The organism is Compostimonas suwonensis (genome assembly GCF_002797855.1).
Taxonomy (GTDB): Bacteria; Actinomycetota; Actinomycetes; order Actinomycetales; family Microbacteriaceae; genus Compostimonas; species Compostimonas suwonensis.
This window is the reverse complement of sequence record NZ_PGFB01000003.1, coordinates 175570-201070: the sequence shown is the minus strand read 5'-3', so window position 1 is coordinate 201070 and position 25501 is coordinate 175570. Positions and strand designations below refer to the sequence as shown.

Here is a 25501-nt window from a genome sequence, read left to right as displayed (position 1 = left end):
TCGTTCGACTGCTGTGCCGCAGGTGCCAGTGCAGTTTCGACTGCACAAAGCCGCGCGCGTCCGAGGTGTGGATGCTACGAAGCTCGACCATTGGCTCTCCCGGGATCTCTCACGGTGTTCAGGGCATCAGGCTAACCCACTCCGGCCGATCTACGAAGTCGGGGCACGCCGCGACCGATCCCGTTTACACAGAATTCACGCGAAATCAGGGCAGAAGGCACCCGGGCACCCGGTGAAGGCTCAGCAGGCCCTTAGGGCGCGTACAGATAGAGGGGTACGGATGACGCCTCCACCGTGCGCGTGTGGTACGCGTGGTCGTTGCCCCAGTTGTACTCCTCGAGGGTGACCTGCTGGCCGTCCTCGCTCACCTTCTGCACGTAGGCGACATGGTTGCCGTTGAACCACGCGACCGAGCCCGGCACCGGAGTGGAACCCGTCATCCGGCCGGCCTGCTGCCAGGCGTTCGCCCAGTTGTAGGCGCTGCCGCCGCTGGGGGTGAGGTTCGACCAGACGAACTTGTAGGGAGGCGTGAGCGAGCCGGCGTCGCGGTTCAGGCGCCAGGCCACGAAGTCCACGCACTCGCGGAAGTAGTAGCCGAGCGGGGAGAGCCCGCCGCCCGCCGAGTCGGGGAGCTCGAACGCCCACGGGTAGTCGTCGCCCTCGGCCCGCACCCCCGTCACGGCGCCCGCCACGTACGAGGCGATGCGCGACTGCCGCGCGGCCTCCTCGGCGGCCTCGACCTTGGCGGCGTCGAGCTCCTCCTGGCTGGTCGCGGTGTAGCTCTCGCGCGTGATGACCGCGTCGGCGGATGCCGCGACCGTCACCGATTGGGCGCTCGAATCCTTGAAGCCGTCGAGAGCGGATGTCGTGAACCCCGACTCGCCGTCGGGTGCGAACGCGTAGGCGGGCAGGGCGAACGTCGCGAAGAGCCCCGGCACGACGGCCACCACGATCGCGATGTTGAGCCATCCGGCTTTGCGCTTGTGATCGGGCACGGTCTTCGGCGAGCCGGACGGCAGGGCCTTCTCGGCCGCGGGAGCGGCGGGAGCGACTGAAGGGGCAGATGCCCTCACGACCGGAGCCGCGGAAGCAGCGGACACCGACGTGGACGCGACGAGATACACGGGAGCCGCATCGGCGGCGGGAGCGAGGTAGGCGGGAGCGGCGGTGCGCTCGACCGGGAACGCGACGACAGGCACGACGGCCGTGGTGACGGGGACGACGGCCGCGCGCTCGGCAGCCACGGCGTCTCTGCGCGAAACCGCGGCGGGGGCGGCCTCGGCGGGAGGAACAGTCACGGCCGTCTCGCTCGCGGCGGCCGGCATCCGCTCGATCGGCGACGCGGCAGCGGGAACACTCAAACCAGCGGGAGCCCGAACCCCGGCCCTCTCGGCGAGACGCCGTTCGCGGCGGGAGGAGTACACGGGAGGTGTGATGTGGTCGTCTGACGCGCTCAGCGGCTGTTCGGTTTCACCCGATTCGCTCGAAGCGGTCACGTATACAACCTCCGGCCCCGATCGGATGACCCGACCCTCCGTATGTCAGGCACACGCGTCGCGTCGTCATGGACCGTGCGCACCGTACGGGTTGACGAGACGGAAAGCGGGGGGACATCTCAACCCGTGCCCTTCGACCGGCTTCTGGTCGGAAGGACACCATAGAGACTATGGAACTGGACGGCGTTTGTCACGTTCTGGAACGAGTTTGTAACACATTCATAACGGGGCATGAGAAACGGCGCCCGACCCGCAGGTCGAGCGCCGTTCGCACACCGGTGGAGGATGCCGGTCAGATGCCGATTCGCACGATGTAGTAGTCGCTCGTCCAGATGGGCTGGATGCGCACAACGGTGCCCTCGTAGGGCGCGTGCAGGATGTTGCCGTTGCCGGCGTAGAAGCCGATGTGGCCGGGCATGACGACGAGGTCGCCGGGCACGGCATCCGCTTCGGAGATGCGAGTTCCCATCGCGCCCTGCGCGTTGGAGGAGTGCGCCATGCCGATGCCGAACTGGGCGAAGACGTACTGCGTGAAGCCGGAGCAGTCGAAGCCGGCCGGTGTCGCGCCGCCGTAGACGTAGGGAACGCCCTGGTAGCTGAGCGCCACGTTGTAGAGCTGCTCGAGGCTGTAGCTCGGGTACGGCGGGGCGGCGAGGAGGTCGGATGCGGTGGGGCCGGAGAAAGAGGAGAACGACGCGGCGTTCGCCTGGCGCTGCTTCTCGGCTTCCTCCGCCGCAGCGGCCGCTTCCGCTGCGGCCTTCTGAGCGTCGAGCTCTTCCTGCGTGGTCGCGGTGTAGCTCTCGCGCGTGACCGTGGTGGCGGTGGCCGCCTCGTCGACGGTCATCGACTGCGCGTCGGTCTTCTTGAGCCCGTCGACAGCAGAGGTGCCGAATTGGGCGTCGCCGCCGGCCGGGTCGAAGGCGTAGGCCGGCAGTGCGACGGTCGCGAAGAGGCCCGGGACGATGAGGGCCATGACGGCGACGCTGAGAACGCCGGCCTTCTTCTTCGACGGCTGCGGCTTGCGGGTCGGGGGCTTGGCGGCCACGGGGCGGCCCTGCGGCGCTGTGCTCGGTACGGCGAGCTCACGGCGGCTGGACGGCCTGCTGACGTCTTTTCCGGGTCTGTGTTGCGTGTGTTTCGGATCATGGCTCTCGAAAGAGCTGTTCTCACCTAAGTTGGCCAAAGTTGTAACCTCCGGCGCCCTAACAACACTAGGTAGTTGCCTCGTCACTGCTGCGATTGCAAGTTTCCGCGGGCAAGAGACGAGCGTTGGGACGTCTTGACCGGGGCCCCCGAACCGGCTTCTGGCTCATGGGCGTGTTCGAGAATACGGGTCCGACCGGCCTTTGTCACATCCATTCGTCGCATTTCTAACGAATTGATAACGGTGTGAGCCCTCGAACCCCCCGGATTCCAGGGGTTTTACCCCTCAGAAAAGGGGGCAAAAAAAGTTGGTCAAACGTCGTCAGATCGCCACGAAGATGTGGCTGGCGACCTCGCTCGGCAGTTCCAGGCCCTCGCCGAAGCCCTCGACCTGCACGAGCACGTACGACCCGGCCGACGAGAAGACGGCCTCCGCGCCGGGCATGACCCCGGACTGTCGAAGCTGCGCGAGCAGCTCGGGATCGAACTGCACCGGCTCGCCGAGCCGGCGGATGGTGGCGGTGACGGGGCCCTCAGCTGCCGAGACGACCTCGACGATGTTGACGACCCCCGTCATAAAAGAAACGGCGGGTTCCGCGCCGAGCTCTTCGAGACCCGGGATCGGATTGCCGTAGGGACTCTCGGTGGGATGGTCGAGGATCTGCAGGATCTTGCGCTCGACCTGCTCGCTCATCACATGCTCCCAGCGGCATGCTTCGTCGTGCACGAACTCCCACTCGAGCCCGATGACGTCGCTCAGGAGCCGCTCCGCGAGGCGGTGCTTGCGCATGACGTGCACGGCCTTGGCGCGACCGGACGAGGTGAGCTCGAGGTGGCGGTCGCCCGAGACGACGACGAGGCCGTCGCGCTCCATACGCCCGACGGTCTGCGAGACCGTGGGGCCGGAGTGGCCGAGCCGCTCCGAGATGCGCGCGCGCAGGGGAACGATGTTCTCCTCCTCGAGATCGAGGATGGTGCGGAGATACATCTCAGTGGTGTCAATGAGATCAGTCATCGAGGCCTCCCTTAACATCTGCGCGCCCGCCGACACGACTCTCTAAGCCTACCTGCCGAGAACGACACTCAATTCGATCAGGCCTCATAGCTCGCGCCCCTACAATTACAGGATGCCGGACGTGATCATTCCCTCAGAACTCCTGCCCGCCGACGGTCGTTTCGGCTGCGGACCATCCAAGGTCCGCCCCGAACAGCTCGACTACCTCGCCACCGCGGGCGCCGCGATCATGGGCACGTCCCACCGCCAGGCGCCGGTGAAGAACCTCGTCGGCTCCGTGCGCTCCGGCCTCGCCGAGCTGTTCCGCATCCCCGACGGCTACGAGGTCGTGCTCGGCAACGGCGGCTCGACCGCGTTCTGGGATGCCGCGGCCTTCTCGCTCATCGAGCGCCGCAGCCAGAACCTCACCTTCGGCGAGTTCGGCCAGAAGTTCGGCAAGGCCGCGGCCGCCCCGTTCCTCGAGGCCCCCGACATCATCGCCGCCCCCGCCGGATCGCGCAGCGAGCCAGCGGTGCGCCAGGGCGTCGACGTCTACGCCTGGCCCCACAACGAGACATCCACGGGCGTCATGGCCCCCGTCACCCGCGTGCACGGCGACGAGGGCGCGCTCACGGTCGTCGATGCGACGAGCGCAGCGGCCGGAATCGACTTCGACGCCTCGCAGGCCGACGTCTACTACTTCGCACCGCAGAAGAACCTCGCCTCCGACGGCGGGCTCTGGCTCGCGCTGTTCTCCCCCGCCGCCATCGAGCGGGTCGGCCGCATCGCGGCGAGCGGCCGCTACATCCCCGAGTTCCTGAGCCTGCAGAACGCGATCGACAACTCGCGCCTCGAGCAGACCCTCAACACCCCCGCGCTCGCGACGCTGCTCATGCTCGAGAACCAGGTCGACTGGATCAACGGCAACGGGGGGCTCGCCTGGGCCTCCTCCCGCACCGCCGAGTCGTCGAACGCCCTGTACAGCTGGGCCGAGTCGGTCGAGTACGCGACCCCCTTCGTCGCCGACCCCGCGCACCGCTCGCAGGTCGTCGTGACGATCGACTTCGCCGACACCGTGGATGCCGCGGCCGTCGCCAAGACGCTGCGCGCGAACGGCATCGTCGACACCGAGCCCTACCGCAAGCTCGGGCGCAACCAGCTGCGCATCGCGACGTTCACGGCGATCGAGCCCGACGACATCCGCTCGCTCATCTCGAGCATCGAGTACGTCGTCGAGCGGATGGCCTGAGGCGGGCTCGCGTATGCGCCTGTGGGTGAAAGACGGCGAACGGCTGCCCGACCCGGAGCCGGCTCAGACGGATGACCGCTGGCCGCTGCTGGTCGGAACGATCCTGTGGCTCGTGGCCGGCGCCGTGATGCTCATCGTCTTCGGCGCACTCGACGCCGCCGGCCGCGGCTGGTGGCTGTGGGTGTGCTGCATCGGCGTGGGCATCGGCCTCGTCGGCCTGCTCGTCGCCGTGCGCAACCGCCGCCGGGCGCGAGCGGGCCGCTGAGACTGCTCGTTCACTGAGCCGGTCATTCCCTGAGCCGGTCGTTCCCTGAGCGACCGACCCGCTCAGGGAACCGCACAACCGCCTGAGGCCTAGCGACCATCTTCGTCCGCGTCCTCGTCGAGGTCGTCGGACTCGTCGTCGTCATCGGACTCGTCGTCGTCATCGGACTCGTCGTCGTCATCGGACTCGTCGTCGTCATCGGACTCGTCGTCTTCTTCGTCCGACTCGTCTTCTTCGTCCGACTCGTCGTCGTCATCCGACTCGTCATCGTCCGAGTCGTCGTCATCCGCGTCGTCGAGCACCCCGTCGAGCACGTCGTCCTCGATCACGTCGAGCACGTCGTCGTCGAGCGAGTCGTCGTCATCGTCGTCGTCGAGCTCGTCGCCCTCCTCCGACTCCTCGTCGTCGCTCTCGGCGGCGTCCTCGCCGTCGGCAGCGTGCTCGGCCTGGTAGTCGGCGAGACGCTCCGACCACGGCACCCAGTCGGGTGCGAGCAGGGCGTCCTCACCCGGCAACAGCTCGACCTCGAGCACCGACGGGGCCGACTCCTCGTCGACGCGGGCGATCGTCACCGTCCAGTGCCAGCCGCGGTAGCCCGGCTGGGTGTTGGCGAAGAGCAGGGAGAGCACGTGCTCCCCCTCGACCACGTGGCCGATGGGCTCGCCGACGGTGGCGGCCGGGGTGATCTCGAGCAGCGCCGCGCGGGCGACATCCACCGCCTGAAGGAGCGCCTTGTCGGCGCCGTCGTCGTCAGGCATCGAGCTCGTCCGCGACCTTGCGCAGAAGCGCGGCGATCTTGCGGCTGTGGGCGTTGTCGGGGTAGCGGCCGCGCTTCAGGTTGGTGCCGAGGCCATCGAGCACCTTCACGAGGTCTTCGATGATGACGGCCATGTCGTCAGCGGGCTTGCGAGACATCTTGACGAGGCTCGGGGGTGCGTCGAGAACGCGCACCGACAGCGCCTGAGCGCCGCGCTTGCCCTCTGCGACCCCGAACTCGAGACGGGTGCCCGCCTTGATCCCCTGGGTTCCCGCGGGCAGAGCCGACGCGTGCAGGAAGACCTCTTGGCCGTCATCGGAGCTGATGAAGCCAAAACCCTTCTCGTCGTCGTAGAACTTGACCTTGCCGGTTGGCATGCGGGACCTCTTTCACTTGCAACTGCGAACCACTAGCTTATTCGCCTGGCCGCCCCGGCGATCCCCCGGCGGCAGAACGGGTTGCAGAACGGGTCGCAGGGCGGGCTGCGGGGCGGGCTGCAAAGCGGGCTGCAGGGCGGGCTGAGAGCGGATGTCGCGACCGCCCGGCATCGCCCGTCCCCCGTCCCGGCTGCGAGCGCCCTCCACTGCCTCTATCCTTAGATGTTGTGACCTCTGATCCCGCGCAGACGCCTGCGCCCTCCGTCAACCGGGCCGAACGCGCCCTCGCCTACATGGCCGGTTCGATCGTCGCGCTCTCCATCCTGTGCTTCATCGCCATCCTCATCGGCACCTCGGCGGGAGCCGGAGCGAACGACGGCTTCAGCAAGGGCCTGTGGCCCAGCGTCATCCTGCTCCCCTATTTCGGCCTGCCCATCGGCTTCCTGCTGCTGCTGGCCCTCGTCATCGTGAGCGCCGTGCGCCGGCGCAGAGAAACCCGAGGCAACAACAACGGCTGACGTCTGCACGACGCGAGACCGGAGCTCTCGAGTGATCGGGCGCGGTGACCGGCGATGACCGACACACTGGCCCTCGCCGCGCAGCTGCGCGAGTTCGACGACGCCCGCCTGCGCGCGCTCATCACCGAGCGCGGTGTGACGCCGGCCGGGATCGCCGATTTCTTCGACCTCGCCGAGGCCCTGCTCGAGCCGGCGTCGATCCAGACGCAGCTCAGCCGGCTCGACCGGCACACCCTCGCGACCCTCGTGGCCGCGGGCGGGCTCGCGGGGCGCCCGACGCGCATCGGCGACCTCGTCGAATGGCTGCAGCAGCACGGCTCGCGGCTGGAGCACGCCGCGATCGCCGAGCGGCTCGCGGTCGCGGCATCCCTCGCCCTCGTGAGCGACGCCGACGGCCTGATCTCGCCCTATGAGGCGGTCACGAAACAGCTCGCGAGCTGGGCGGGTGACGGCGACGACCTCGTGGCCTCCCCTCCGCCCGCGCTGCTCGACGTCGTCGCCGACCTCGAGGCGCTCACCACCGACAGGCTCGCCGCAGAGCGCGGCTTCACGGTCGTCGCCGCGATGAGCGAGCTCACGACCGAGCTGACGCGCGAGCCCGCACGGGAGCTCGCCAAAGGCGGCCTCGCCCTGCCCGACAGCAAACGCCTCGCCACGACGATGTCGGTCGAGCTCGACGAGGTGCCCGCGCTCATGGCGATCGCGAAACGCGCCGAGCTCGTCGCCCGCGCCGACGGCCGCTGGTCGACGAGTGAGACCGGCGACGCCTGGACCCGCCTGTCGACGGCGAGCCGCTGGGCCGAGCTCGCCGAGTCGTGGCGCCGCACGCTGCCCCGCGACGTGCTCGAGGTGCTGCGCGAGCGCCAGCACTCCAGCTGGGGCGACGGGCTGCGCGCCTACGTCGGCTGGCTGTACCCGGCCGGCGGGCGCTGGATCGACGACCGCATCGTGAGCTACACACGCGACGCCGAGCTGCTCGGCATCACGGCGGGCGGTGTGCCCAGCTCCGCGGGTGCCGCGCTCGTCTCCGAGGGGGCGGATGCCGCGGCCGCCGTGGCCGCCGGGCTCTTCCCGCCCGAAGTGCAGAAGGTCTACCTGCAGCACGACCTCTCCGTCGTCTCCCCCGGCCCCCTCGAGCCGGCCCTCGACGCGCGCCTGCGGATGCTCGCCGACCCCGAGAGCCGCGGCCTCGCCGCCACCTACCGCATCTCGGCCTCGAGCGTGAACCGCGCGCTCGCGATCGGCGAGACGGCGGCCAGCATCCGCGAGTTCCTGACCGAGCTCTCGCTCACCGGCATCCCGCAGCCGCTCGACTACCTCATCGGCGAAGCCGCCGAACGGTACGGCCGGGTGCGCGTCGGCCGGCTCGTCTCGACCGACCCGAGCGCGGCCGACGCCTGGGCGCAGAGCTATGTGCGCTCCGACGACGGCGAGCTGCTGCGCACCATCGAGGTCGACCAGTCGCTCTCCTCGCTCTCCCTGCGACGCACGGGCGTACACCGCCTCGTGAGCCGCTTCGAGCCCGACATCGTCTTCTGGGCGCTGAGCGACGCCCGCTACCCGGTCGCCGCGGAAGACCACGACGGCCAGACCGTGAGCCTCGCCCGTCGCAGCGCCGTGCGGCGGGTGGTCGCGGCATCCGTCGACCGCACCGGCACCCTCATCGAGCGTCTGCGCCTGGCCGTGCAGAGCAGCCCCGAACTCACGAGCGAGGCCTGGCTGGCCCGGCAGCTGGATGTCGCCATCCGTGCCAAGGTCGAGCTCGTCGTGAGCGTGCTCATGCCCGGCGGCGCGACCGTCGAGTACCTCCTCGAGCCCACGAGCGTCGCGGGCGGGCGCCTGCGGGCACGCGACCGGCGAGCAGACATCGAACGCACCCTGCCCCTCGCGAGCATCAGCTCCATCACGCCGGCAGGGGCGCGATCCTGAGAGCCCTCATCGCGAGGGAGAGTAGGCTGGCTCGCTGTGTCTGATGGCCCACTGATCGTTCAAAGCGACCGCACCGTGCTGCTCGAGGTCGCGCACCCGCTCGCCGAAGACGCCCGCCACGATCTGGCCGTCTTCGCCGAGCTCGAGCGCGCGCCCGAGCACATCCACACCTACCGCATCACGCGACTCGGCCTGTGGAACGCCCGTGCGGCCGGCCACACCGCCGACGACATGCTCGCGACCCTCGAACGGTACTCGAAGTTCGCGATCCCGCAGACGGTGTCCGTCGACATCGCCGAGACCGTCGGCCGCTACGGCCGGCTCGTCATCGAGCGAACGGATGACGGCGAGCTCATCCTGCGCAGCCGCGACGAGGCCGTGCTCGCCGAGATCGCCAACGCCAAGCGCATCTCGCCGCTGCTCGTCGGCCACCCCACCCCCGACACCTTCCTCGTGGCGGCGTGGGCCCGCGGTCAGCTCAAGCAGGAGCTCGTGAAGCTCGGATGGCCGGCTGAAGACCTCGCCGGCTACACGCCGGGCACGCCGCATCCGATCTCCCTCGTGGAGGACGGCTGGGCTCTGCGCGACTACCAGAACAAGGCCGTGTCGAACTTCTTCGAGGGCGGCTCGGGTGTCGTGGTGCTGCCCTGCGGCGCCGGCAAGACGCTCGTGGGCGCCGGGGCCATGGCCACCGCGAAGACGAACACGCTCATCCTCGTGACCAACACCGTCTCGGCCCGCCAGTGGCGGGCCGAGCTGCTCAAGCGCACGACCCTCACCGAGGAGGAGATCGGCGAGTACTCGGGCCAGGTCAAGGAGATCAAGCCGATCACGATCGCGACCTACCAGATCCTCACCGCCAAGCGGAAAGGCGAATACGCGCACCTCGCGCTGCTCGACGCCATGGACTGGGGTCTCGTCGTCTACGACGAGGTGCACCTTCTGCCCGCGCCCGTCTTCAAGCTCACCGCCGAGCTGCAGGCCCGGCGCCGCCTCGGCCTCACCGCCACCCTCGTGCGCGAGGACGGCCGCGAGGGCGACGTCTTCAGCCTCATCGGGCCCAAGCGGTTCGACGCGCCGTGGAAGGAGATCGAGGCGCAGGGCTTCATCTCCCCCGCCGCCTGCTACGAGGTGCGCATCGACCTGCCCCAGTCGGAGCGCCTCAGCTACGCGGCCGCGGCCGACGACGAGCGCTACCGCCTCGCCGCGACGGCCCCCGCCAAGCTCGACGTCGTGAAGCGGCTCGTCGCCAAGCACGAGGGCGAGCGCATCCTCGTGATCGGCCAGTACCTCGACCAGATCGAGGAGCTCGCCGAGGCCCTCGACGCACCGGCCTTGACCGGCTCGACGCCCATCGACGAACGGGAGCGGCTCTACCAGGCGTTCCGCGAGGGCTCGCTCACCGTGCTCGTCGTCTCGAAGGTCGCCAACTTCTCGGTCGACCTGCCCGAGGCGACCGTCGCCATCCAGGTGTCGGGCTCGTTCGGCTCGCGCCAGGAGGAGGCCCAGCGTCTCGGGCGGCTGCTGCGCCCCAAGGAGTCCGGGCTGTCGGCGAACTTCTACACGCTCGTCGCGCGCGACACCGTCGACCAGGACTTCGCCCAGAACCGCCAGCGTTTCCTCGCCGAGCAGGGCTACAGCTACACGATCCTCGACTCGCACGCCCTCGCCGCGTAGAGGTCGGTCGCCCGCCGCGGCGGGATCGTCCGCCGCGCACGCGGGGCGCAGACCGGCATGGCGCCAGACGGTGAGCCTCCGCGACGGCAGGCGTGCCACGTCGGCGCGAAACAGGTCGGACGACCCGACACCCCGGCGCAGCGGCATCCGGGGCGGGATGTCGCGGAGTCGAGCCTGTTCGCCCACGCTCGAGGGCGGGCGCCCGTCAGGCGCGGATGTAGCGCAGCAGCAGGGTGCCGTCGCCGTGCAGCACGTGCGCGAGGCGCATGTCGAGCGCCTCGGAGTTGGCGACGGCCCCGCTGATCCTCGGGCCGAAGCCCGCCTCGAGCCGGGGGCTCAGCGTCAGGCACAGCTCGTCGACGCTGCGCTCCGCGATCATGCGCCCGAAGAGCGAGGGGCCGCCCTCCCCGTGCTGCCGCAGCAGGCCGCGCTCGGCGAGCAACTGCCGCATGAGCACGGTGTCGACCGCCTCGTCGCCGCACACCACGACGTCGGCGACCTCGGCGAGCGCCGCACGGCGTTCCGGTGACGAGCTGGCCGCGGTGACGACGATCGGGGTCACGGGAGCCTCGGCGAACACGGAGCCGGCCGGGTCGAGATCGAGGCTGCCCGAGACGATGGCGAAGACCGGCTGCGGCTGGAAACCGTGGGCGGATCGCCAGGCGCTCGCCGCGGCATCCACCCGCATGGCGCCGTAGCCCTCGGCACGCACGGTTCCCGCGCCGACCACGACGACGTCGCACAGCCGCCGCAGCAGGTCGAAGACGCGTTTGTCGGCGGGCGTGCCGAGGCCGCCCGAGAGCCCGGCGTGCGTCGCCGACCCGTCGAGACTCGACACGAAGTTGACCCGCAGCCAGGGCTCGCCCTGCTCGCCCGTGTCGCGCCGGCCGCTCATGTCGCGCGGATCGGCGGCGTAAAGCGCGAGGATCTGCTCATCGCTCAGCGACCCCGAACCGGCTGCGGCGCGGGCGGCACCCGTGCCGTTGCCATCCGAGCCAGGCGCACCACCCGGGCCACGCGAATCATCCGCGCCGGACGCACCATCCGAGACACCCGCGCCGGGCGCACCATCCTGCCCGCCCGCACCACCCGAGCCGGACGCACCATCCGAGCCACCCGAGCCACCCGGCTCGCCCGCGCCGACCCACCCCGCGCCCCACAGCCGTTCGATCCGTGCCTCAGGCATTGCGCTCCCCCATGTTGTGCCTCAGGTACGCCGGCTGCCGCAGCCCGAGCACCGCCTCCGTCATCCGCACCGCCGCGACGGTGGCCGCGACGTTGTGCATCCGCACGATGCGCGCGCCCTGGGCGATGCACAGCACGGCCGCGGCGATGGAGCCCTCGAGCCGCTCCGTGCGCTCGGCGTCGAGCGTCTCGCCGATGAAGTCCTTGTTCGAGACCGCCACGAGGGTGGGATAGCCGATGGCCGCGATCTCGTCGAGCCGCCGCGTGATCTCGAGGGAGTGCAGGGTGTTCTTGTTGAGGTCGTGGCCCGGGTCGACGATGATCCGCTCCGACGGGATGCCCGCGTCGAGCGCCCGCTGCACCCGCTCGCGCAGAAAGGCGGCTACCTCGGCGACCACGTCGTCGTACTGAGGCCGCGGGTAGACCGTGCGCGGCTCGGCGAGGCTGTGCGTGATCACGATCTGGGCATCGCTCGCGGCCACGACCTCTGCCATCCGCGGGTCGCGCAGGCCCGTGGTGTCGTTGATCACGTGGGCTCCGGCGGCGATGCTCGCCGCCGCGACATCCGGCTGGTAGGTGTCGACCGAGATGACGACGCCCGGATGCCGCAGCATCGCCTCGACGACGGGAACGACCCGCTCGACCTCGTCGCCGACCGGCACCTCCGGCCCGGGCGCGAAGGGGGCTCCCCCGATGTCGACCCAGTCGGCGCCGAGCTCGACCGCGGCATCCCCCGCGGCGACGGCCTTGTCGAAGGCGAAGGTGGAGCCCTTGTCGTAGAAGGAGTCGGGGGTGCGGTTGACGATCGCCATCACGGCGACCTGACGCGAGAAGTCGATGCTGCGCCCGGCGATCCGGCGCACGGGGGCGACGATCGGGGGCAGGAGGAAGCCGGTCACCCGTCCATGCTCCCACGCCCGCTCATCCGCATCCGCCCGTGGTCACGCGCCTGTGGGAAACCCCCGAGAATTCATCCGAATCCACAGAACACCGGCGCTTTCGCGGCAAGCACCGACGCTTTCGCGGCATATCGAGGGGCGCAGCGCACGGTAACGCCAGCTCGCGGTCGGGTGGCACGCCAAAAACTCCCAGATTGCTTCCAGCTAACGCGCAGATAATATCTTTTATGACTGATGGCCCCCGTATCCTCATCGTCGATGACGAACCCAACATCCGCGACCTGCTCACCACGAGCCTCCGCTTCGCCGGCTTTGCCGTGCGAGCCGTCGGCAACGGCGCCCAGGCCATCTCCGCAGTACTCGAGGAGGAGCCGGACCTCATCATCCTCGACGTCATGCTCCCCGACATGAACGGCTTCGGCGTCACCAAGCGCCTCCGCTCCGCCGGCTACACGGCCCCGATCCTCTTCCTCACCGCGAAGGACGACACCGAGGACAAGATCACCGGTCTCACCGTCGGCGGCGACGACTACGTGACCAAGCCGTTCAGCCTCGACGAGATCGTGGCGCGCATCAAGGCGATCCTGCGTCGCACGATGCACGCCGACGAGGACGCCGTCATCCGCTCCGGCGAGCTGACGATGGACCAGGACACCCACGAGGTGCTCGTCGGCGACGAGCCGATCGAGCTGAGCCCCACCGAGTTCAAGCTCCTGCGCTACCTCATGCTCAACCCCAACCGGGTGCTGAGCAAAGCGCAGATCCTCGACCACGTCTGGGAGTACGACTTCAACGGCGACGCCGGCATCGTCGAGTCCTACATCTCCTACCTGCGCCGCAAGCTGGACGCGCACTCCTCGGAGCCGCTCATCCAGACCAAGCGCGGCTTCGGCTACATGCTCAAGGTCGCCAAGGTCGCCCAGTAGTCGGCTGCCACCCGGCAGTCGTCCAGTCGTTTCACCGAGTCATCTGAGATCATCACTGAATGCACGCGTCACTCTTAACCTGGTGGGCGGGGATCTCCCTCCGCACCAAGATCACGGGAGTGACGGTGCTGGTGCTCACGGCCGGCCTCGCGATCACGGGCGTGGGGACCATGGCGCTGCTGAAGCCGTACCTGATCGACCAGATCGACACGCAGCTCAAGCAGGATGCCCAGGGCGAACGGCTCAACGACATCCTCAAGAGCGACGCCGACGGCAATTCGACCTCGCTCATGGACGACTCGGGCGGCTCCGACTACTTCATGGCCGTCTACGACAGCAACGGCAAGCTCATCGACCACAACTGGCGCGATCGGGCGAGCTCGACGCTGCCGATCATCCCGGCCACCCTCACGGTCGCCAAGGGCATCCAGCTCAGCCAGGCCCCGCAGCCGTTCCCCATCTACGACACCTCGAAGCAGACCTCCTTCCACGCGGTCTTCGTCCCGGTCTCGATCAACCAGTTCGAGACCGGAACGGTGATCCTCGCGGTCTCGCTGCGCCCGGCCGAGAACATCATGGCCGCGTTCATCTCGATCTACCTCGGCTTCGGCTTCGGCATCGTCGTGCTCGGCGCCCTGCTCACCCGGCTTCTCGTGACGACGACCTTCGGGCCGCTGCGCGACGTCGAGCGCACGGCGGCCGCGATCGCCGACGGCGACTTCAGCCAGCGGATGCCGGATGCCACCCCCAACACCGAGGTGGGGCGCCTCAACCGCTCCCTCAACACCATGCTCAGCCGCATCGACCGCGCCTTCAAAGACCGCGCGAAGTCGATCGACCAGATGCGGCGCTTCGTGGGCGATGCGAGCCACGAGCTCCGCACCCCGCTCGTCTCGGTGCGCGGTTACGCCGAGCTGTACCGTATGGGCGCGCTGCAGACCCCCGAGGACGTCGCGCAGGCCATGGAGCGCATCGAGAAGGAGGCCATCCGCATGGGCGGCCTCGTCGAGGACCTCCTCGAGCTGGCACGCCTCGACGAGACGAAGCCGCTCACCCTCGCACCCGTCGACCTCGTGCCCCTCGCCCGTGACGCCGCCCTCGACGCCATGGCCTCCTCCCCCGCGCGAACCGTGAGCGTCGTCACCTCCGTGATCGAGAACGCGGTCGTCGACCCGGGTGAGCTGCTTCCCGACACGCAGGAACTCGACATCCTGCCGACGCCTCACGACCGCGACGCGGCGAACGCCGCCTCGGCCAACGCCACGGGGCCCATCGCCTTCGCCGGCGCGACTCTCGCCCGCCTGCGCTCGCGCCGCCCCAAGAAGCCGGCGACCGCCGAGTCCCCGATGACCACCGTCGCTCTCAAGGCCTCCGGCCCCGAGACGGCGGCCATGGTGAACGCCGAGGAGAACAAGATCCGGCAGGTCATCACCAACCTCATGGGCAACGCCATGCGCTTCACCCCCGACGACAGCCCCATCGAGATCGGCGTCGTCGTCGACCGGCCGTCGCAGCGCGCCCTGCTCGAGGTCATCGACCACGGTGAGGGCATTCCTCCGCAGATCCGCGAGAAGATCTTCCAGCGCTTCTGGCGCGCCGACACCTCCCGCACCCGTGAGACTGGCGGCAGCGGACTCGGCCTCGCCATCGTCTCCTCGATCGTCGCCGCGCACAACGGCACGGTGGATGTCGTGGAGACACCCGGCGGAGGCGCGACCTTCCGCGTCTCCCTGCCCCTCTACGGCAGCCCGGCGGCGCCCCAGGGCGTGTAGCTCGTCCCTTCACCCGGCGCGCAGTCGATCCGACGCGCAGCTCGCCTCGAGCCCTGCACAGGGGCCGCCCGACGGCCGTCGCCGACAGGATGCCGGATGCCGCGACATCCGCTCGCCGGCCCGGCTCTAGCCTCTCAGCACAACCACGAGAGGAGAACGTCATGCGTTACCAGGTCGACAGTCAGGCGGTGTGGGATGCGACGGCATCGGCGCGCAGCCTGATCCCGCGCATCCAGTCCGAGGTGAGCGGGCTGCTGAGCCTCCTGACGAGTCTGGAGGGGAGCTGGAGCGGCGAGGCCGCGACTGCGTTCCAGGGCGTCGTCTCGGAGTGGCGGGCCACCCAGCAGCAGGTCGAGCAGTCGCTCACCTCGATCGTCGAGGCCCTCGACCGCGCGGGCACCCAGTACGCCGACGCCGAGGCCGCCAACACGCGCCTGTTCGGGCGCTGAGCCCCGCGGCGCGGCGCCGCTGCGCGGCTTGTGCGTCGAGCGCGGGTTTGTTCGCGAGCGACGAGCGCCGAAGAGCCGCGCTCGCGAACAAACCCGCGCTCGCGAACAAACCCGCGCTCGCGAACAGACCCGCGCTCGGCGGGCTCCGGCACGAGCGCGGGATGCGAGAGCGGGATACGGCAGCGAGATACGGCAGCGAGATACGGCAGCGGCATCCGGGTGCCGGGGTGCCCAACCGCACACCTGCGGAAACGCCGATGGGCGCCTCCCGCAGGAGACGCCCATCGTTCTCGTTCCGAAGAACAGCCGTTCCGAAGAACGGTTTCAGACCTAGAAGTCCATGCCACCCGTGGGGTCGCCGGCCGGAGCCGGGTTCTTCTCGGGCTTGTCGGCGACGACGGCCTCGGTGGTGAGGAACAGGCCGGCGATCGACGCTGCGTTGAGCAGAGCCGAGCGGGTGACCTTCACCGGGTCGTTGATGCCGGCGGCGAGCATGTCGACGTACTCACCGGTCGCGGCGTTGAGGCCGTGGCCGACGGGCAGGTTGCGCACCTTGTCGACGACGACGCCCGGCTCGAGGCCGGCGTTGAGGGCGATCTGCTTGAGCGGAGCCTCGATGGCGACCTTGACGATGTTCGCGCCCGTGGCCTCGTCACCGACGAGTTCGAGCTTCTCGAACGCGGTCTTGCCGGCCTGGATGAGGGCGACGCCACCACCGGCGACGATGCCCTCTTCGACGGCTGCCTTCGCGTTGCGCACGGCGTCTTCGATGCGGTGCTTGCGCTCCTTGAGCTCGACCTCGGTCGCTGCTCCGGCCTTGATGACGGCGACGCCACCGGCGAGCTTCGCGAGACGCTCCTGGAGCTTCTCACGGTCGTAGTCGCTGTCGGTGTTCTCGATCTCGCCACGGATCTGAGCGACGCGTCCGGCGATGGCCTCGGGGTCTCCCGCGCCTTCGACGATCGTGGTCTCGTCCTTGGTGATGACGACCTTGCGAGCCTTGCCGAGCAGGTCGAGGGTGGCGTTCTCGAGCTTGAGTCCGACCTCCTCGGAGATGACCTGGCCGCCGGTGAGGATCGCGATGTCCTGCAGCTGCGCCTTGCGGCGGTCGCCGAAGCCGGGAGCCTTGACGGCGACCGACTTGAAGATGCCGCGGATCTTGTTGACGACGAGCGTCGCGAGAGCCTCGCCGTCGACGTCCTCGGCGATGATGAGGAGCTGCTTGCCGGTCTGGATGACCTTGTCGACGATCGGCAGGAGATCCTTGATGTTGGAGACCTTGCCGTTGACGATCAGGATGTAGGGGTCTTCGAAGACCGCTTCCTGACGGTCGGGGTCGGTCACGAAGTACGCCGACAGGTAGCCCTTGTCGAAGCGCATGCCCTCGGTGAGCTCGAGCTCGGTGCCGAAGGTGTTCGACTCCTCGACGGTGACGACGCCTTCCTTGCCCACCTTGTCGATGGCCTCGGCGATGATCGAGCCGATCTCGGTGTCGCCCGCGGAGATGGACGCGGTGGCCGCGATCTCTTCCTTGGTCTCGACCTCTTTGGCGTTGACGATGAGCTCCGCGATGACGGCCGAGGTCGCCTTCTCGATGCCCTTCTTGAGGCTGATCGGGTCGGCGCCGGCTGCGACGTTGCGCAGGCCCTCGCGAACGAGCGCCTGGGCGAGAACGGTAGCAGTCGTGGTTCCGTCGCCGGCGACGTCATCCGTCTTCTTCGCGACCTCCTTGACGAGCTCGGCACCGATCTTCTCGTACGGGTCGTCGAGCTCGATCTCCTTGGCGATCGACACACCATCGTTCGTGATGGTGGGAGCGCCCCACTTCTTCTCGAGCACGACGTTACGACCACGCGGGCCGAGCGTGACCTTGACCGTGTCGGCCAGGATGTTCAGTCCACGCTCGAGGCCGCGGCGCGCTTCCTCGTCAAAAGCAATGATCTTAGACATGTGTGTTTCTCGTCCCTCCCGGACGTCCTGAAAGATTTCTGGTTAGCACTCAAATACAGAGAGTGCTAAGACGATTCTGGCACTCTGCCCCGCTGAGTGCAAGCGGGCGCGGGCCACCGCACCGCACACACGACAACCGCACAGGATGTCGCGGCGACCGCGACTCGAAACCGCCCCCGTAGACGCACCGACGCCGCCCGGCGAACCGGGCGGCGTCGGGGAGGGCGCACCCTCGGATCGCGCTGAATCAGGCCAAGCGCACCGATTCGGCCTGCGGGCCCTTGGCCCCCGTGCCGACCTCGAATACGACCTGCTGGCCTTCCTCGAGAACCTTGTACCCGCCCATCTCGATGGCGGAGTAGTGGACGAACACGTCTTGCCCTCCTCCATCGACGGTGATGAAGCCGTAGCCCTTCTCAGCGTTGAACCACTTCACGGTTCCGTTCGCCATGTGTTACTCCCCAGTGCTGTGTGTAGTGCGGCTGTGCCGCCGAAGCGACAGCCCGATACTAGCTCGACGGATACCCCGGTGAACCCCCAAAAGCGGCGCTTTCGGGCGGAATCGGCCCAATGCATCGAGAATTAAACACGCGCGTAACACTCCCGAAAATCGGGGTACGGAAACGGGCCTATCCGGTGACCGGTTCGACGTAGTCGGCGCCGATGACGACGACGAGGTTCGCGCCCGAGTCGGCGAAGTCGTCGGACTGCACGATCGTGCTGAGCCCGAGGGACTGGGCGAGCCCGAGAGCGGCGCCCGCGTTGGCCGGATCGGAGTAGTAGACGGTCGTGGTCGCGACATCCTGAGCGCTCGCGTTCGTGCGCGAGCCGACGGTCCAGCCGGCGGCCGTGAGCGTGTCGCCGACACGGGTGGCGAGGCCTTCTGTCGCGGTGCCGTTGAGCACCGTGACCGCGAGCGCCGGATCGACGACGGGCACGATCGTCGGCGTCGGCGTCGCGCTCTCGGTGGGCGTCGGCGTGCCCGAACCGGTGAACGGAAGGTCGAAGCTCACGCGGTCGTTGATGACGAAGATGCCGACGACCCCCACGGCGATGAGGATGACGGTCGCGAGGGCCGCCCAGGCGAAGGCGATCCAACCACGGCCCTTCTTACGGGGAGTCCGGTGCGCCCCGACGCGGAGCACGTGCTCGGTGGGGAGGTCGAATCGGTCTTTCGGGAAGGAAGCTGCCATGGGTGTGTCGGGGGGTTCTCTCGTGTCGCTGTCGGGTCAGTCGTTGTTGCGCAACGACCTGGCCGCTCGTGCTGCGGTGCGGGCGTCACGCATACGCAGGAGACGTTTGACGAGCAGGGGGTCGTGGACGAGGGCGGCCGGCGAGTCGATGAGCGTGCCCAGGAGTTGATAGTAGCGCGCCGAGGAGATTCCGAACTCGGCCCGAATAGCCTCCTCCTTGGCTCCTGCGTGACGCCACCACTGGCGCTCGAAGGCGAGGATGCGGATGTCGCGTTCGGTCAGGGAGTCCGCGAGGGACGACTGCTCCGAACCCACGCGCTTGGCGTGTTCCACGAGTTACCTCCTCGTTCGACAGATCATGCGGCCGTATTGGTGATCACATCCTAGGTGGCAGGCGCTGTGTGTTCGCCCAGGCGCACCGCAGCCTCGCCGGGCGACTCTGCGGGTGCCCAGGCAATCAGCTTAGGATAGCCTAAGCATCATCCCCAGCCAGGATACGGACCCCGATGAACCACGCCCGCACGCCGCGACTCGTTGTCGCCTCCGCTCTCGTCGCCGTCGCGGCATCCATTCTTCTCAGCGCATGCAGCCCGCAGGCGACGCAGCCCGAGCACACGGCCGCGAACGCCGGCCGGCAGATCCCGCTCGGCGACCTGACCGTGCTCGACGACCCCAAGAGCTTCGTCGGCCCGAGCACGGCCGTGCTGCAGGATGCCGCGGTCACCCCGCTCGTCTCCGACACCGCTCAGACGCTCCCCGCCACCGTCGTCTCCCACGATCGCGACGGCGACCATCCGGTGACCGTCGCCGACACCTCGCGCGTGCTCGGCCTCGACATGTCGGGCTCGATCGCGGCCACGATCTTCGGGCTGGGCTTCGGCGACAGCGTCGTCGGCCGCGACGTGTCGACGACCTTCCCGGGCACCGAGGATCTGCCCCTCGTGACCTCGGGCGGCCACTCGGTCAACGCCGAGGGCGTCGTCGCGCTCAAGCCCTCGCTCGTGATCACCGACGGCACGATCGGCCCGCTCGACGTGATGCTGCAGCTGCGCGACGCCGGCATCGACGTGGTCTACGTGCAGAACGAGCCGTCGATCGAGGGCGTCGGCGAGCTCGCGCGGCAGGTGGGCGCTGCGCTCGGCGCCCCCCAGGCGGGCGAGGAGCTCGCGGGCACGCTGCAGCAGCAGATCGACGACAAGATCGCCGAGATCGCCGCCATCGTTCCGACCGACCCGGCCGACAGGCTGCGGATGGTCTTCCTCTACCTGCGCGGCAGCTCCGGCATCTACTACCTCTTCGGCGAGGAGTCGGGGGCCGACGTGCTCATCGACGCGCTCGGCGGCATCGACGTCGCGAAGGAGATCGGCTGGGACGGCATGAAGCCCATGACCGACGAGGCGCTCGTCGCGGCCGACCCCGACCTCATCCTCGTGATGACCGACGGCCTCGAGAGCGCGGGCGGCGTCGACGGCCTCATCGAGACGAAGCCGGCGATCGGCATCACGACGGCGGGTGTCAACAAGCGCTTCGTCGACATGGCGGACGGCGACATCCTGAGCTTCGGCCCGCGCACCCCCGCCGTGCTCGACGCGCTCGCCCGCGCGATCTACGCCCCGCAGTAGCACGCGGCTCTGTCGCGACGCCGGTTCCGGCGCCGGTTTCCGTTCCGCGATGCGAGTCGCGCCACATCGTCCCAAACCTTCGCAAGTTGCGACGGTTTGGGACGATGTGGCGCGACTCGCGGCGTCGAAGTGCGGGCACGGCGGAGGGCGGGCACCCGAATGGATGCCCGCCCTCCGCCGTGCGTGTGCTACTCGGCGGCGCCCTTGCGGCGGTTGCGCACCACGAGCAGGGCCACGATCGCGGCGACCACCACGACGAAGGCGACGATGAGCCAGATCAGCCAGCTGAGATCGGTCGACGAGGCGAGCTCGGGCGACGCGGTCGTGGTGCTGCTCGCGGCATCCTGTGCCTCGGGGTCGTCATCGACGACCGTCGTCGCGCAGTCCGCGGTCTCGATCGTGTAGCTCACCGGGTCGAACGCCTCACCCTCGGGGTAGGTGCCGAACGCGGCGGCGCCTTCCGCCGTGAGCGTCGCGGGCACGTTCGAGAGCGACGTGGCGCCCTCGCCCTCGCCGCCGGGCTCGCCGGATGCGAGGTCGAGCTCGACGAAGCGCACGCCGGTCGCCGAGACCGGGGCGCCCTCCTGGGTCGTTCCGGTCACGTCGAGCACGATGTATCCGATGCTCTCGTCGACGAGCTCGATGCGCGGGTTGGCGACGGTCGTGTTGAGCACACCGCCGTGCCCGGTGAAGGTGATCGCGCCGGTGAACGCGACGTTGCCGGCATCCGTGGCCGGGTCGATGCCGCCCGTGCCGTTCGCCCACGAGAAGTCGGGCGTCTCGTAGCTCGCGCCGTCGGTGACCGTCCACTCGCCGTTGGCGATCGAGCCGCTGATGTACGAGCGGAACGATTCCTTGAAGCCCCAGGTGAGGGTGCCGCCCGTGACGGCGCAGGCGCTCGCGTTCTTGAGCACCTTGACCGGGATGTCGAGCACGACGCCCTTGCTGATCGAGCCCTGGAAGGTGAGCGTGTGCTGCCCGCTCAGGTCGAAGGGCAGCTTGCCCGTCCAGGTCACGACGCCGTTCGCGTCGGCCACGAGGTCGCGGGCGAGCACGGTGGGCGTCGAGTAGACGACGACCATGATGCCCTCCTCGTTCGGCTGGAAGCCGTCGACGCTGATCGTGACCTCGCCACCCGTGACGAGCGTCTGCATCGTCGCGGCATCCAGTTCGATGCCGGTCGAGGCGGGCGGGGTCGCCGGGGGCGTCACGGTCGTGACGACCGCAGCGGATGTCACGGTGCCGGTCGTGCCCGAGGGCGCGGCGCCCGGCGAGCCGATCGTGAAGCTGATCGGGTCGAGGGACTGGCCCGCGGGGTAGAAGCCCGCGAAAGCCGTCGAGCCTGCGGCGGTGAGCGTGACCGGCGCGCCCGAGTAGCGCACCGCGCCGTCGCTGCCGGACCTGCTCGCGCTCGACAGGTCGATGGATGCGAGCGTGACCTGCGAGCCGTTGACCGTGAAGAGCAGATCGGCCGACGACGCCGAGCTCACCCGCACCTGCGGTGAGGAGAAGGTGAGGTCGAGCGCACCGGCGTGGCCGTAGAAGCGCACGGAGCCGGTGTAGCGAGCGGTGCCCGTTCCGGTGGCCGCGTTGTAGTCGCCGCCCTCGATCTGGCCGAACTGGTAGGAGTCGCCGGAGCTCGTCGCGCCGTTGCCCACCGTGATCGTGCCCTTGGCGATCGTCGGGATGTAGCTGCGGAAGCTGTCCTTGACGCCCCAGCTCAGCGAGCCCGACGGCACGGGAACCGGGTTGACCACGGGGTCGGTCGGCGGCACGGGCGGTGCCGTCGGCGGGGTCGTGGGAGGCGTGGTCGGCGGATCGGTCGGCTGCGTGACGTCGCGGAAGGAGATCGGCGTGTAGGTGTCCAGCGAGCGGTTCGTGATCGACAGACCGTGAGCTGCGAAGGTCGAGACGCCGTAGCTCAGGTTCTTGTCGAAGGTGCCGGCGGGAACCGTGACGGTCGTCGTGAACGAGCCGCCCACGACCTGGTTCGGCATGACCCACGTGGTCGCGAGGAAGCCCGAGGCGTCCGGCACCTGCCCGGGCTGCCACGCGCTCTTCGCGCCCACATTGACGTAGACGCCGTTCGCGGCGCCCGGACCCGTGAAGTTCGAGCCGGTGACCGTGAAGGTCGTGGCGGCGGCCGGGTTCACACCCGTGGCCGGGCTGACCGTGATGCGGGGCGTCGCAGCCGGCTCGGCGAAGCTCAGCGGCACAAAACGCTCATTCGCCGGCTGGATCCAATTGCTGTGCGAACCCAGCGTGAACGCCGCCAGAACGAAACCGTCCTTCTTCTTCGCATCGAGCGCAGCCTTCGTGACCGTCACCGTCCACGAGAACGAACCGGAGCCGTCTTCGGCGACCGTCCACTCAGGCTGACCAGGGAAACCGGAGCCGATGAGGGCCGCATAGGCATTGGTGCGGTTCTCAGCACGCGTGTCATCAGCGGACAACGGGGTCCACTCATCGGCCTTCAGCCACCCGATCTGCGCATAGATACCACCCGTGTTGATCTCATAACCCGTACCCGAAACGGTGATCTCCTCACCAGCGGGATCCAGACCGGACGTCTTCGACACGGTCAACTCGGCAACCGGAGCCGCATCGGCGAAGCTCAGCGGCACAAAACGCTCATTCGCCGGCTGGACCCAGTTCGAGTGCGAACCCAGGGTGAATGCCGCGAGCGTGTAGCCGTCCTTCTTCTTCGCATCGAGCGCAGCCTTCGTGACCGTCACCGTCCACGAGAACGAACCCGAACCATCCGGCGCGACCACCCACAGCGGCTGACCCGGGAAGCCGGACCCGATCAGCGCCGCATAGGCATTGGTGCGGTTCTCAGCACGGGTATCGTCCGCGGAGAGCGGGGTCCAGGCATCCGCCTTCAGCCACCCGATCTGCGCGTAGATGCCGCCCGTGTTGATCTCATAACCCGTACCCGAAACGGTGATCTCCTCACCCGCAGGATTCAGGCCGGATGTCTTCGATACGGAGAGCTCGGCAGTCGGGGCGGGCTCGGCGAAGCTCAGCGGCACAAAGCGCTCGTTCGCCGGCTGAATCCAATTCATGTGGGACCCGAGCGTGAACGCCGCCAGGACGAAACCGTCCTTCTTCTTCGCGTCCAGAGCCGCCTTCGTGACCGTCACCGTCCACGAGAACGAACCCGAACCATCCGGAGCGACCACCCACAGCGGCTGACCCGGGAAGCCGGACCCGATCAGCGCCGCATAGGCATTGGTGCGGTTCTCAGCACGGGTATCGTCCGCGGAGAGCGGGGTCCAGGCATCCGCCTTCAACCATCCGATCTGCGCGTAAATACCACCCGTGTTGATCTCATAACCCGTACCCGAGACCGTGATCTCCTCACCCGCAGGATTCAGACCGGACGTCTTCGACACGGTCAACTCGGCAACCGGGGCCGGCTCGGCGAAGCTCAGAGCGACGAAACGCTCGTTCGCCGGCTGAATCCAGTTCGAATGCGACCCCAAGGTGAATGCCGCGAGCGTATAGCCGTCCTTCTTCTTCGCATCCAGAGCCGCCTTCGTGACCGTCACCGTCCACGAGAACGAACCCGAACCATCGGGCGCCACCGTCCACTCGGGCTGACCCGGGAAACCAGAACCCACCAAAGCCGCATAGGCATTCGTCCGGTTCTCAGCACGGGTATCGTCCGCCGAGAGCGGGGTCCAGGCATCCGCCTTCAGCCATCCGATCTGCGCATAGATACCACCCGTGTTGATCTCATAACCCGTACCCGAAACGGTGATCTCCTCACCAGCGGGATCCAGACCGGACGTCTTCGACACGGTCAACTCGGCAACCGGAGCCGCATCGGCGAAGCTCAGCGGCACAAAACGCTCATTCGCCGGCTGGACCCAGTTCGAGTGCGAACCCAGGGTGAATGCCGCGAGCGTGTAGCCGTCCTTCTTCTTCGCATCGAGCGCAGCCTTCGTGACCGTCACCGTCCAGGTGAACGAACCCGAACCATCCGGCGCCACCGTCCACTCAGGCTGACCCGGGAAACCAGAACCCACCAACGCCGCATAAGCGTTCGTCCGGTTGGCGGCACGCGTGTCGTCAGCGGAGACGGGCGTCCACTCGCCGGCCTTCAACCACCCGATCTGCGCATAGATACCACCCGTGTTGATCTCATAACCCGTACCCGAAACCGTGATCTCCTCACCCGCAGGGTCCAGACCGGATGTCTTCGACACGGAGAGCTCGGCAACCGGCGCCGGCTCGGCGAAGCTCAGCGCGACGAAACGCTCGTTCGCCGGCTGAATCCAGTTCGAATGCGACCCCAAGGTGAACGCCGCCAGGACGTAGCCGTCCTTCTTCTTCGCATCGAGCGCAGCCTTCGTGACCGTCACCGTCCAGGTGAACGAACCCGAACCATCCGGCGCCACCGTCCACTCAGGCTGACCCGGGAAACCGGAACCCACCAAAGCCGCATAAGCGTTCGTCCGGTTCGCCGCACGCGTGTCATCAGCGGAGACGGGCGTCCACTCGCCCTCCTTCAGCCACCCGATTTGCGCGTAGATACCACCCGTGTTGATCTCATAACCCGTACCCGAAACGGTGATCTCCTCACCCGCAGGATCCAGACCCGACGTCTTCGACACGGTCAACTCGGCAACCGGAGCCGCATCGGCGACGAGCGCCTGCACGGTCGGGGCGGGAGCCGCCTCGACAGCAGCGGGAGCCTCGGGCTCGGCTGCCTCGATCGGGGCCTCGGTGGCCTGAACGGGAGCCTCGGCGACCGGCGTCTCCTCGGGCGGAGCCTCGGCTACCGGCGTCTCCTCGGGCGCGGGCTGCTCCGCGACATCCTGCGCTGGTTCGTCGGGCACGGCCGAGTCGGGAGCAGGAGCGGATGTCGCGGTCGGGGCGAGTTCGTCGGCGAACGCTGCGGGGGCCGCGAGAGCGGAGCCCCCCACGACGAGCAGCGAAGCGACGACCGCAGCGACGGCACGACGGACGAGGGAACGATATGTGGCGGTCTTCTTCACGGGTCTGGGGCACTCCAGGTCGAGCGTTCCTCACGGGCGCGCGCAGAACAGACCGCGCAGACGGCCGCAGGAACAATGGGGGATCAACCCAGCTAAG

General features: G+C 68.6%; 21 protein-coding genes. 9 read left to right on the top strand and 12 right to left on the bottom strand.

Translation table 11 applies throughout. The annotated features are described in order from the left end of the window. Positions 1-251: 251 nt before the first annotated feature. The 3 genes from CLV54_RS08770 to CLV54_RS08760 form a co-directional block, all read right to left on the bottom strand. Entirely contained in the window at positions 252-1496 is a 1245-nt protein-coding gene (locus CLV54_RS08770; RefSeq protein WP_157802885.1) for a CHAP domain-containing protein, read from the bottom strand. Between the two features lie 292 nt (positions 1497-1788). Continuing rightward, on the bottom strand, positions 1789-2541 hold the full coding sequence (locus tag CLV54_RS08765; protein WP_211294499.1) for a C40 family peptidase: 753 nt from the start codon (positions 2539-2541) through the stop codon (positions 1789-1791). Between the two features lie 420 nt (positions 2542-2961). Next, a complete protein-coding gene (locus CLV54_RS08760; protein ID WP_100344599.1) occupies positions 2962-3654 on the bottom strand; it encodes an iron-dependent transcriptional repressor DtxR in 693 nt (230 codons plus the stop codon). 112 nt (positions 3655-3766) lie between these two features. Between CLV54_RS08760 and serC the strand changes: the two genes are divergently transcribed. Continuing rightward, entirely contained in the window at positions 3767-4882 is a 1116-nt protein-coding gene (gene serC, locus CLV54_RS08755) for a phosphoserine transaminase (RefSeq protein WP_100344598.1), read from the top strand. Positions 4883-4895: 13 nt separating this feature from the next. Further along, the gene (locus CLV54_RS08750) at positions 4896-5147 is read left to right on the top strand and encodes a DUF2530 domain-containing protein (protein ID WP_100344597.1); all 252 of its coding nucleotides are present in this window, start codon (positions 4896-4898) and stop codon (positions 5145-5147) included. 89 nt (positions 5148-5236) lie between these two features. Here CLV54_RS08750 and CLV54_RS08745 read toward each other — a convergent pair whose 3' ends face one another. Together CLV54_RS08745 and CLV54_RS08740 are read right to left on the bottom strand one after the other, a co-directional pair. Next, complete coding sequence (locus CLV54_RS08745) at positions 5237-5905, bottom strand: DUF3027 domain-containing protein (RefSeq protein ID WP_100344596.1); 669 nt, start codon at positions 5903-5905, stop codon at positions 5237-5239. Continuing rightward, positions 5898-6281: a cold-shock protein gene (locus tag CLV54_RS08740; protein ID WP_100344595.1), complete on the bottom strand. Its 384-nt coding sequence runs from the start codon at positions 6279-6281 to the stop codon at positions 5898-5900. Before CLV54_RS08740 ends, CLV54_RS08745 begins: the two co-directional genes overlap by 8 nt. A 227-nt stretch (positions 6282-6508) precedes the next feature. Here CLV54_RS08740 and CLV54_RS08735 point away from each other — a divergent pair, with 227 nt between their 5' ends. The 3 genes from CLV54_RS08735 to CLV54_RS08725 are packed head-to-tail and all read left to right on the top strand — an operon-like array spanning position 6509 to position 10405. Further along, entirely contained in the window at positions 6509-6799 is a 291-nt protein-coding gene (locus CLV54_RS08735; RefSeq protein ID WP_100344594.1) for a hypothetical protein, read from the top strand. A gap of 54 nt (positions 6800-6853) precedes the next feature. Next, entirely contained in the window at positions 6854-8728 is a 1875-nt protein-coding gene (locus CLV54_RS08730) for a helicase-associated domain-containing protein (RefSeq protein WP_100344593.1), read from the top strand. Positions 8729-8764: 36 nt separating this feature from the next. Beyond that, entirely contained in the window at positions 8765-10405 is a 1641-nt protein-coding gene (locus CLV54_RS08725; protein ID WP_100344592.1) for a DNA repair helicase XPB, read from the top strand. Positions 10406-10610: 205 nt separating this feature from the next. On the opposite strand, the gene CLV54_RS08720 is transcribed toward CLV54_RS08725, so the two are convergent. Then, entirely contained in the window at positions 10611-11591 is a 981-nt protein-coding gene (locus tag CLV54_RS08720; protein WP_245861527.1) for a pyrimidine reductase family protein, read from the bottom strand. Beyond that, complete coding sequence (folP, locus tag CLV54_RS08715; protein WP_245861525.1) at positions 11584-12489, bottom strand: dihydropteroate synthase; 906 nt, start codon at positions 12487-12489, stop codon at positions 11584-11586. The genes CLV54_RS08720 and folP overlap by 8 nt, the downstream gene beginning before the upstream one ends. 227 nt (positions 12490-12716) lie before the next feature. Here folP and CLV54_RS08710 point away from each other — a divergent pair, with 227 nt between their 5' ends. The 3 genes from CLV54_RS08710 (at position 12717) to CLV54_RS08700 (ending at position 15636) form a co-directional block, all read left to right on the top strand. After that, entirely contained in the window at positions 12717-13415 is a 699-nt protein-coding gene (locus CLV54_RS08710; RefSeq protein ID WP_100344590.1) for a response regulator transcription factor, read from the top strand. Between the two features lie 59 nt (positions 13416-13474). Beyond that, complete coding sequence (locus CLV54_RS08705; RefSeq protein ID WP_100344589.1) at positions 13475-15187, top strand: sensor histidine kinase; 1713 nt, start codon at positions 13475-13477, stop codon at positions 15185-15187. Positions 15188-15348: 161 nt separating this feature from the next. Further along, complete coding sequence (locus CLV54_RS08700) at positions 15349-15636, top strand: WXG100 family type VII secretion target (protein WP_245861523.1); 288 nt, start codon at positions 15349-15351, stop codon at positions 15634-15636. 330 nt (positions 15637-15966) lie between these two features. On the opposite strand, the gene groL is transcribed toward CLV54_RS08700, so the two are convergent. The 4 genes from groL to CLV54_RS08680 form a co-directional block, all read right to left on the bottom strand. Continuing rightward, positions 15967-17586 (bottom strand): chaperonin GroEL, encoded by a 1620-nt coding sequence (gene groL / locus CLV54_RS08695; protein ID WP_100344587.1) that lies wholly within the window; start codon positions 17584-17586, stop codon positions 15967-15969. A 247-nt stretch (positions 17587-17833) separates the two neighbouring features. Then, positions 17834-18037, bottom strand: coding sequence for a cold-shock protein (locus CLV54_RS08690; protein ID WP_100344586.1), 204 nt, complete (start codon positions 18035-18037; stop codon positions 17834-17836). 178 nt (positions 18038-18215) lie between these two features. Further along, entirely contained in the window at positions 18216-18779 is a 564-nt protein-coding gene (locus tag CLV54_RS08685; protein WP_100344585.1) for a LytR C-terminal domain-containing protein, read from the bottom strand. Positions 18780-18815: 36 nt separating this feature from the next. Further along, positions 18816-19112 carry a DUF3263 domain-containing protein gene (locus tag CLV54_RS08680; RefSeq protein WP_100344584.1) on the bottom strand — a complete coding sequence of 99 codons (297 nt, stop codon included), beginning with the start codon at positions 19110-19112 and terminating at the stop codon, positions 18816-18818. Between the two features lie 173 nt (positions 19113-19285). Between CLV54_RS08680 and CLV54_RS08675 the strand changes: the two genes are divergently transcribed. Further along, on the top strand, positions 19286-20401 hold the full coding sequence (locus tag CLV54_RS08675; RefSeq protein WP_100344583.1) for a heme/hemin ABC transporter substrate-binding protein: 1116 nt from the start codon (positions 19286-19288) through the stop codon (positions 20399-20401). Between the two features lie 188 nt (positions 20402-20589). Here CLV54_RS08675 and CLV54_RS08670 read toward each other — a convergent pair whose 3' ends face one another. Further along, complete coding sequence (locus CLV54_RS08670; RefSeq protein WP_100344582.1) at positions 20590-25404, bottom strand: HtaA domain-containing protein; 4815 nt, start codon at positions 25402-25404, stop codon at positions 20590-20592. Positions 25405-25501: the final 97 nt, after the last annotated feature.

Coding starts and splice junctions, on each gene's coding strand:
- CLV54_RS08760 (WP_100344599.1), bottom strand. CDS start 3,654: ATGACTGATCTCATTGACACCACTGAGATGTATCTCCGCACCATCCTC.
- serC (WP_100344598.1), top strand. CDS start 3,767: ATGCCGGACGTGATCATTCCCTCAGAACTCCTGCCCGCCGACGGTCGT.
- CLV54_RS08750 (WP_100344597.1), top strand. CDS start 4,896: ATGCGCCTGTGGGTGAAAGACGGCGAACGGCTGCCCGACCCGGAGCCG.
- CLV54_RS08745 (WP_100344596.1), bottom strand. CDS start 5,905: ATGCCTGACGACGACGGCGCCGACAAGGCGCTCCTTCAGGCGGTGGAT.
- CLV54_RS08740 (WP_100344595.1), bottom strand. CDS start 6,281: ATGCCAACCGGCAAGGTCAAGTTCTACGACGACGAGAAGGGTTTTGGC.
- CLV54_RS08730 (WP_100344593.1), top strand. CDS start 6,854: ATGACCGACACACTGGCCCTCGCCGCGCAGCTGCGCGAGTTCGACGAC.
- CLV54_RS08720 (WP_245861527.1), bottom strand. CDS start 11,591: ATGCCTGAGGCACGGATCGAACGGCTGTGGGGCGCGGGGTGGGTCGGC.
- CLV54_RS08710 (WP_100344590.1), top strand. CDS start 12,717: ATGACTGATGGCCCCCGTATCCTCATCGTCGATGACGAACCCAACATC.
- CLV54_RS08705 (WP_100344589.1), top strand. CDS start 13,475: ATGCACGCGTCACTCTTAACCTGGTGGGCGGGGATCTCCCTCCGCACC.
- CLV54_RS08700 (WP_245861523.1), top strand. CDS start 15,349: ATGCGTTACCAGGTCGACAGTCAGGCGGTGTGGGATGCGACGGCATCG.
- groL (WP_100344587.1), bottom strand. CDS start 17,586: ATGTCTAAGATCATTGCTTTTGACGAGGAAGCGCGCCGCGGCCTCGAG.
- CLV54_RS08690 (WP_100344586.1), bottom strand. CDS start 18,037: ATGGCGAACGGAACCGTGAAGTGGTTCAACGCTGAGAAGGGCTACGGC.
- CLV54_RS08685 (WP_100344585.1), bottom strand. CDS start 18,779: ATGGCAGCTTCCTTCCCGAAAGACCGATTCGACCTCCCCACCGAGCAC.
- CLV54_RS08675 (WP_100344583.1), top strand. CDS start 19,286: ATGAACCACGCCCGCACGCCGCGACTCGTTGTCGCCTCCGCTCTCGTC.